Below are 7,707 nucleotides of genomic sequence, written 5' to 3' on the forward strand. Positions count from 1 at the left end.
CGGCCGGCGGCGGGACGGCCGGCGACGGCGGCAGCCGATGCGGCGCGGCCACGGCGCCGACACCGACTTCGGCTAAGCTCGGCGGCGGAGGAAACCATGGCCAAATGGATCAAGCGCGGCCTGATCGCGCTGTTTTGCCTGTCGTTGCTCGGCGCCGTCGCGGCCTGGTGGATGTTGCGCGGCAGCCTGCCCCGCCTGGACGGCGAACTCGCCCTGCCCGGCCTGTCGGCCCCGGCGACGATCCAGCGCGATGCGCTCGGCGTGGTCACCGTCGATGCCGCCAACCAGACCGATGCGATGCGCATCCTCGGCTATGTCCACGGCCAAGAGCGCTATTTCGAGATGGACCTGCTGCGACGCACCGCGGCCGGCGAACTGTCGGCGCTGTTCGGCGCTCGCGCGCTCGACTACGACCGTCGTCATCGGGTGCATCGCCTGCGCAGCCGGGTCGAAACGCAACTGGCGTCGTTCGCCGGCGACAAGGCCGCCTTGCTGCAGGCCTATGCCGACGGCATCAACGCAGGCGTCGCCGGCCTGTCGCGCAAACCCTGGCCGTATTTGTTGCTCGGCGCCGAGCCCGAACCCTGGAAGCGATCGGATTCGGCCTTGGTCGGGTACGCGATGTACTTCGACCTGCAGGACGCGAGCAACGCCCGCGACCTCGCGTACTGGCGCATGCGCCCGCACCTGCCGCCGGCCTTGTACGCCCTGATCACCCACAACGGCAGCCGCTGGGACGCGCCGCTGTTCGGCGCGCCGTTCGGCGATGCCGAGCTGCCGGGCGCCGACCAGGTCGATCTGCGCAAACTGCCGGCGCCGGCCTCCGGCGGCGTGCTGCAACTGCCCTTCCCCGACGAGATCGGCAGCAATAATTTCGCCGTCGCCGGCAGCCTGACCGCCGACCGCCGCGCCATCGTCGCCGACGACATGCACCTGGGCCTGCGCGCGCCCAACCTGTGGTTTCGCGCGCGCCTGCGCTACGCCGATCCGCGCGTTTCCGACGGCCGGGTCGATGTCAGCGGCTTCACCTTGCCGGGTTTGCCGGCGCTGGTGGTCGGCAGCAACAGTCATGTCGCCTGGGCCTTCACCAACAGCTACGGCGACTGGGCCGACTGGTCGCTCGAACCCGGCTGCGCCGGCGCGGCCACCGCTGCGACCTGCGCCGGCCTGCGCGTGCATGAGGAACTCATCGAGGTCAAAGGCGCGCCGCCGAGCAAACTGACGGTGCGCGAGACCGCTTGGGGACCGTTGCTGCACGACAACCCCGACGGCAGCGCGCTGGCCCTGCGCTGGGCCGCGCATTTGCCGGGCTCGCTCAACATGGGCCTGGCCGATCTGAGCCGCGCGCGATCGGTCGACGACGCGATGCGGCTCGCGCGCGACGTCGCCATGCCGGTGCAGAATCTGGTGCTCGGCGACCGACAGGGCAAGATCGCCTGGCGCCTGCTCGGGCCGATTCCGGAACGCGACGACGCCTGTTCGACCGCGACCCTGGTCGAGAACGACCTCGTCGCCGGCAAGCGACGCAGCGCCGCATGCCCGCCCTGGAGCCTGCAGACCGAAGACGCGCCGCAGCTGGTCGCGCCGCCGTCGGGCCGGCTGTGGACGGCGAACACGCGCACGCTCGACGGCCACGAGTACGAGCGCATCGGCGACGGCAACTACGTGCTCGGCGCGCGCGCCGGCCAGATCCGCGACGGCCTGTTCGCCAAACAGCGCTTCAACGAACGCGACCTGCTCGCGATCCAGCTCGACGACCGCGCGCTGTTCCTGCAGCGTTGGTGGAAGTTGCTGCAGGACCAGGCCGCGCGCGTGGACAAGGCCGGCAACGCCAGCCCCGCGCTGGCGACGCTGGCCGAAGCGGCGCGTCGCTGGGAGGGCCGCGCCGTGCCCGGCTCGGCGAGCTACCGGATCGTCCGCAACTGGCGCCGCGCGGTGCACACCCGCATCGCCAACGGCCTGACCGCGCCGGTGCGTGCCGAACTCGGCGATGGTTTCGTGATGCCGGAGCTGAAACAGCTCGAAGGCGTGGTCTGGCCGCTGCTGACGCAACGGCCGGATCATCTGTTGCCGCGCAGCGAACGCTCCTGGGACGAATTGCTGGAGCACTCGGCCGACGACGTGCTCAAGGAATTCGCGGTGTCGCCCGGCCCGGATGCCGCGGCGCGCCTGGCCAGGCAGCGTTGGGGCGAGCACAACACCGCTTCGATCTGCCACCCGCTCGCATCGGCCCTGCCCGGCTTCGCCAAGCGCGCGCTGTGCATGCCGTTCGACGAACTGCCCGGCGACTCGGCCATGCCGCGGGTGCAGCGACCGGATTTCGGCGCTTCCGAACGCATGGTGGTGTCGCCCGGCCACGAGGCCGACGGCATCATCCACATGCCCGGCGGCCAGAGCGGCCACCCGCTGTCGCCGTTCTGGGGCGCGGGCCACGACGATTGGGTGCGCGGCCGGCCGACGCCGTTCCTGCCGGGCCCCGCGCGGCATACCTTGACGGTCAAGCCGTTGCAGTAAATGTCGCGTCCGCGGCGACCGCCATGTCAACGTTCGCCGCAGCATCGCAACATAGCGGCGACGCCTTGCGATGCCGGTTAGCGGCTTTCGACCAACAAGCGCTCGATCAACGCCCGATACAGATCCGGCAACGCCTCCAGGTCCGCGACCGAGACGTTCTCGTCTACCTTGTGGATGCTGGCGTTGACCGGGCCGATCTCGATGCATTGCGCACCCAGCGGCGCGATGAAGCGCGCATCCGAGGTGCCGCCGCCGGTGCTTTCCTCGGGCTGGCCGCCGGAGAACCGCGCCAGCACTTCGCGCGCCGCAGCGCGCAGCGGACCTTCCGGGGTGTAGAACGGCTCGCCGCCGCGGAACCAGCACAGTTCGTACTGCAGGCCGTGCGCACGCAACACATCCTCGCATTCCCGTTCCAGGCGCTCGGCGTTCCAGCTCGGGTTGTAACGCAGGTTGAACAGCACCTGCAGCTCGCCTGGAATCACGTTGTTGGCACCGGTGCCGGCCTGGATGTTGCTGATCTGCAGCGAGGTCGGCGGGAAGGTTTCGTACCCTTCGTCCCAACGGCGCGCGGCCAGTTCGGACAAGGCCGGCATGGCCTGATGAATCGGGTTGCGCGCCTTTTCCGGGTAGGCGACATGGCCCTGCACACCGATCACCTTCAAGGTCGCCGACAAGGTGCCGCGGCGGCCCACGCGCAGCAGATCGCCGAGCCTGGCGGTCGACGAAGGCTCGCCGGTCACGCACCAATCGATGCGCTCGCCGCGTTCGCGGAAGGTCTCGGCGACGCGGCGCACGCCATCGATCGCGTCGCCCTCCTCGTCGGAAGTCAGCAGCAGGGCGATGCGCCCGCGATGTTGCGGGTGGGCGGCAACGAACTCTTCCAGCGCGACCACGAACGCGGCCACGCTGCCCTTCATGTCGGCGGCGCCGCGGCCGTACAACACGCCGTCGCGGATCTCGGGCAGGAAGGGATCGCTGGCCCAGGTGTCGACCGGGCCGGAGGGCACGACGTCGGTATGGCCGAGCAGGACCAGGGTCGGGCCTTCGCCGTCGCCATGCACCGCCCACAGATTGTCGACCTCGCCGTAGCGCAGGTGCTCGCAGACGAAACCGGCGCGACGCAGCCGCTCGGCGATCATGGCCTGGCAGTCGAGGTCGTCGGGGGTGACCGAGGGCCGCGCGATCAGCGCCAGGGTCAGGTCCAGTACGGCACTCGACGAGGCCGCGCTCACGAACCGACTCCGAAACGCTGCTTGAAGCCGTTGTCGCTGAAGCCCTGGCTGACCTTGCCGTCGTCGGTCACCACCAGCGGACGACGGATCAGTTGCGGGTACTCCTTCAGCAGCAACTTCCACTCCGCGTCCGAGGCCGGCTCCTTGCGGTTCGGCGCCAGGGTGCGCCAGGTCGTCGAGGACTTGTTGATCAGCGACTCCCAGCCGCCGACCTGATTCTTCCACTCGACCAGCGTCTCCGGCGCCTGCCGGTCATCGCGATAATCGACGAAGGTGTGGGCGACGCCGAAGCGGTCCAGCCACTTGCGGGCCTTCTTGCACGTGTCGCAGTTGTTGAGTCCGTAGACGATGGTCATTGCTGAAATTCCTTGGAACAGACGCTGAGCCAGGAACGAGTGAGGAGGAACTAAAACTAGTGAATAGAAACCAGGGGCAGCCGCCGGCACCCGTTACTCGTTACTACGCACTCGCTACAACCCGACTCAGTCGGCCAGACCACGCAACAAATCGTTGATGCTGGTCTTCGAACGGGTCTTGGCGTCGACCTGCTTGACGATCACCGCGCAGTACAGCGAATGCGATCCATCCTTGGCCGGCAACTGGCCCGACACGACCACGCTGTACGGCGGCACGCGGCCGTAGCTGATCTCGCCGGTGGCGCGGTTGTAGACGCGGGTGCTCTGGCCGAGAAACACGCCCATGCCGATCACGCTGTGATGGCCGACGACGAAACCCTCGACCACTTCCGAACGCGCGCCGATGAAGCAATGGTCTTCGATGATGGTCGGCGAGGCCTGCAGCGGTTCGAGCACGCCGCCGATGCCGGCGCCGCCGGACAGATGGCAATGCTTGCCGATCTGGGCGCAGGAACCGACCGTGGCCCAGGTGTCGACCATGGTGCCTTCGCCGACGTGGGCGCCGATGTTGACGAAGCTCGGCATCAGCACCACGTCCTTGCCGATGTAGGCGCCGCGGCGGGCGATCGCGCCGGGCACGACGCGCGCGCCGAGCTTGCGGAAATCGGCTTCGCCGTAGCCCTCGAAGCGCGCCGGCACCTTGTCCCAGAACGGCGCCGGGTCGGCGTCGACGACCTGCATGTCGTTGACCCGGAAGTACAGCAGCACCGCTTTCTTCAGCCACTCGTTGACGCTCCAGCCGCCCTTGCCGTCGGGCTCGGCGACGCGGAACTCGCCCTGCTCCAGGCCGGAGATCACCCGCTCCACGGTGGGCCGGGTCGAGCCTTCGATTTCGTCCGGCGTGAGCATGCTGCGGCGCTCGAAAGCGCTGTCGATCATGAACTTCAACTCGTCGATGCCCGGCGCTTCGTTGCTCTTCTTGCGTGCGGTCTTCTTGGCGGTCTTCTGCGCGGTCTTCTTGGCGGGGCTCATCGACTGTCTCCTTCGAGGCAGGCCAGCAGCGCGTCGCGCAGGGCCTGCTGTTGCGTTTCGTCGAGCGCGCGATCGCGCCCGTCGGTGATCTGGAATACGTCCTCGGCGCGTTCGCCGAAGGTGGCGATGCGCGCGTCGTACACGCGCAGGCGCTGTTTGCGCAGGGTCTGGGCGACATCGGCTAGCAGGCCGGGGCGGTCGGTGCAGACCAGGCTCAAGGTGGTGCGCGCGCTCGCGGCTTCGTCCTTGTTGAACGAGGCGAACACGATCTGCGGGGCGATGCGGAAGTGGCGCAGGTGTCGCGGTTGCGCGCGGCGGGCCGGCTTGATCCGTTCGAGCGGCCCGGCCAGGATCGCCTCCAGGCGCCGTTCGACGTCCTCGGCGCTCGGCGGCTGGCGCGGATCGGTCGGCACCACTTCGAAGGTGTCGAAGATCGCGCCGTGCGGGCCGTCGAGCACGCGCGCTTGCTGGATCGCCAGGCCGAGGCGGTCGAGGGTGGCGACGATCGCGGCGAACAGGCCGTCGCGATCGGGCGAATGCACGAACACTTCGAGCGCGCCGGCATGAGCGCCGCCGTGGGCGCTGACCGGTCGCGCACGCACCCGGGTGTCGCCGAGCGCGATGCCGCGCAGCGAGGCCGCCTGCCAGGCGATCTGGTCGGGACGGCCGCGCTGGAAGGCGATCTCCGGCATGCGCGCGAACAAGGCGGCGATTTCGTCCTCGCGCGCGCCGAACGCGGCCAGCATGGCCTGGGCGGCTTCGCGAGTCTCGGCAGCGCGTTCGGCGCCGGCGACCGGGTGTTCGAGCCCGCGCCGCAAGGCCAGGCGGGTGGCGGTGTACAGGTCCGCGAGCAGCCGGTCCTTCCACGCGTTCCACAGCTTCGGCGAGGTGCCGGCGATGTCGGCGCAGGTCAGCAGATACAGATGATCCAGGTGCTCGCGATCGGCGACCTTGGTCGCGAAGCGATGGATCACCTCGGGATCGGCGATGTCCTGCTTCTGCGCGGTCACCGACATCAGCAGGTGTTGGCGCACCAGCCATTCGACCAGGGCGGTGTCGGACTCGCTCAGGCCCATGGTCGAGCAGAACACCCGCGCGTCGTCGCCGCCGAGTTCGGAATGATCGCCGCCGCGGCCCTTGGCGATGTCGTGGAACAGGCCGGCGAGCAGCAACAGTTCCGGCTTGCGCAGGCGCGGCCAGACTTCGTGGGCGATGCTGAAGCGTTCGTCGGCCACGCCCGAGGCGAAGCGCGCGAGATTGCGCAGCACCGCCAGGGTGTGCTGGTCGACCGTGTAGACATGGAACAGATCGAACTGCATGCGCCCGGAGACTTTCGAGAACGCCGGAATCCAGCGCCCGAGCACGCCCAGGCGCGCCATGCGTTCGAGCGCGTGCACCGGATGCGGGCCGCGCAGGATCTTGATGAAACGCTCGCGCAGCGCCGGCTCGGCCTCGACGAAGCTCGGCACCCGCGACAGCGCTTCGGCGAGCGCGCGCGCGGTCTGCGAATGCAGGCCGCGGATCTCGTCGTGCGCGGCCCAGGCCGCGAACAGGGCGAACACCTCGGAGGCGTCGCGCGGCCATTCGGCGTCGCGCGCGGCGATGTAGTCGCGACGCAACTCGAAGGCCTCGAACACGCCGTCCAGCGGCACCGGCACGGCCTCGCCTTCGATCTGTTCCTCGAAGCGCTGCAACAGGCGCTCGCCGATCCGCAGCACCAGCGCGGCGCTGCGATAGAAGCCCTGCATCATCTGCTCGACGGCGAGGTTGTCGGCGTTGTCGACATGCCCCAGTCGTTCGGCGAGCAGCTTCTGGTAATCGAAGCGCAGCCGTTCTTCGCGTTTGCGCGCGACCAGGTGCAGCCCGAATCGCAAACGCGACAGCGTCCGCCGCTCGCGTTCCAATGTGGTCAGTTCGTCCGGCCCGAGTTGGCCGATCGACACCAGCGATTCCAGGTCGGAGGTGCCGATGATCCGCAGCGCCATCCAGTGCAGGGTCTGCACGTCGCGCATGCCGCCCGGGCCTTCCTTGAGATTGGGCTCGAGGTTGTCGGCGGTATCGCCGTAGCGGGCGTGGCGAAGGCGCAGCTCTTCGCGCTTGGCGATGAAGAATTCGCGCGCCGGCCACACCTGCGACGGCGAGATCGCCGCCTGCAGCGCCATCTGCGCGAGCGCGCCGGCGGCGAGCGGGCGCGCTTCCAGCATCGCGGTCAGCACGCTGAGGTCGGCGGCGGCTTCGGTGCACTGCTCGGCCGAACGCACCGCGTGGCCGACCGGCAGGCCGGCGTCCCACAGCGAGGCGAAAAAGCAGCCGAGCTGTTCGGCCTGGGCGGTCTGCGCCTGCGGATCGGCGAGCACCAGCAGGTCGATGTCCGACTGCGGGAACAGTTCGCCGCGGCCGTAGCCGCCGACCGCGAACAAGGCCAGCGGCGCGCCCTCGTCGACGCAGGCCCGCCAGGCCGCGCGCACCTGCGCGTCGACCGCGTCGGTGCGCGCGCGCAGCAGGCGGTCGATGTCGGCGTCGGGGGCGCTGTCGAAACGCTGCGCGAGCGCAGCATCGACCGCGCTCAGCGC

Annotated in this window: 5 protein-coding genes; 1 reads left to right on the forward strand and 4 read right to left on the reverse strand. The window is 69.4% G+C overall.

Annotated elements, in window-relative coordinates:
* Nucleotides 1-96: 96 nt before the first annotated feature.
* Nucleotides 97-2,514: a penicillin acylase family protein gene (locus ACSAMQ_RS19255; RefSeq protein WP_435397206.1), complete on the forward strand. Its 2,418-nt coding sequence runs from the start codon at nt 97-99 to the stop codon at nt 2,512-2,514.
* A 77-nt stretch (nt 2,515-2,591) separates the two neighbouring features.
* Here the strand turns inward: ACSAMQ_RS19255 and dapE are convergent, their stop codons facing one another.
* From dapE to glnD, 4 genes are all read right to left on the reverse strand, one after another.
* Complete coding sequence (dapE, locus tag ACSAMQ_RS19260) at nt 2,592-3,746, reverse strand: succinyl-diaminopimelate desuccinylase (RefSeq protein WP_435397207.1); 1,155 nt, start codon at nt 3,744-3,746, stop codon at nt 2,592-2,594.
* Entirely contained in the window at nt 3,743-4,102 is a 360-nt protein-coding gene (locus ACSAMQ_RS19265) for a Spx/MgsR family RNA polymerase-binding regulatory protein (protein WP_435397208.1), read from the reverse strand. The genes dapE and ACSAMQ_RS19265 overlap by 4 nt, the downstream gene beginning before the upstream one ends.
* Before the next feature lie 126 nt (nt 4,103-4,228).
* A complete protein-coding gene (dapD, locus tag ACSAMQ_RS19270) occupies nt 4,229-5,155 on the reverse strand; it encodes a 2,3,4,5-tetrahydropyridine-2,6-dicarboxylate N-succinyltransferase (RefSeq protein WP_435397210.1) in 927 nt (308 codons plus the stop codon).
* Nucleotides 5,131-7,707: [protein-PII] uridylyltransferase (glnD, locus tag ACSAMQ_RS19275; protein WP_435397209.1), on the reverse strand; the 2,577-nt coding region annotated here is incomplete at its 5' end. The genes glnD and dapD, both read right to left, overlap by 25 nt.

The sequence above is a fragment of the Lysobacter sp. 1R34A genome, from assembly GCF_051217035.1.
Lineage (GTDB): Bacteria > Pseudomonadota > Gammaproteobacteria > Xanthomonadales > Xanthomonadaceae > Lysobacter.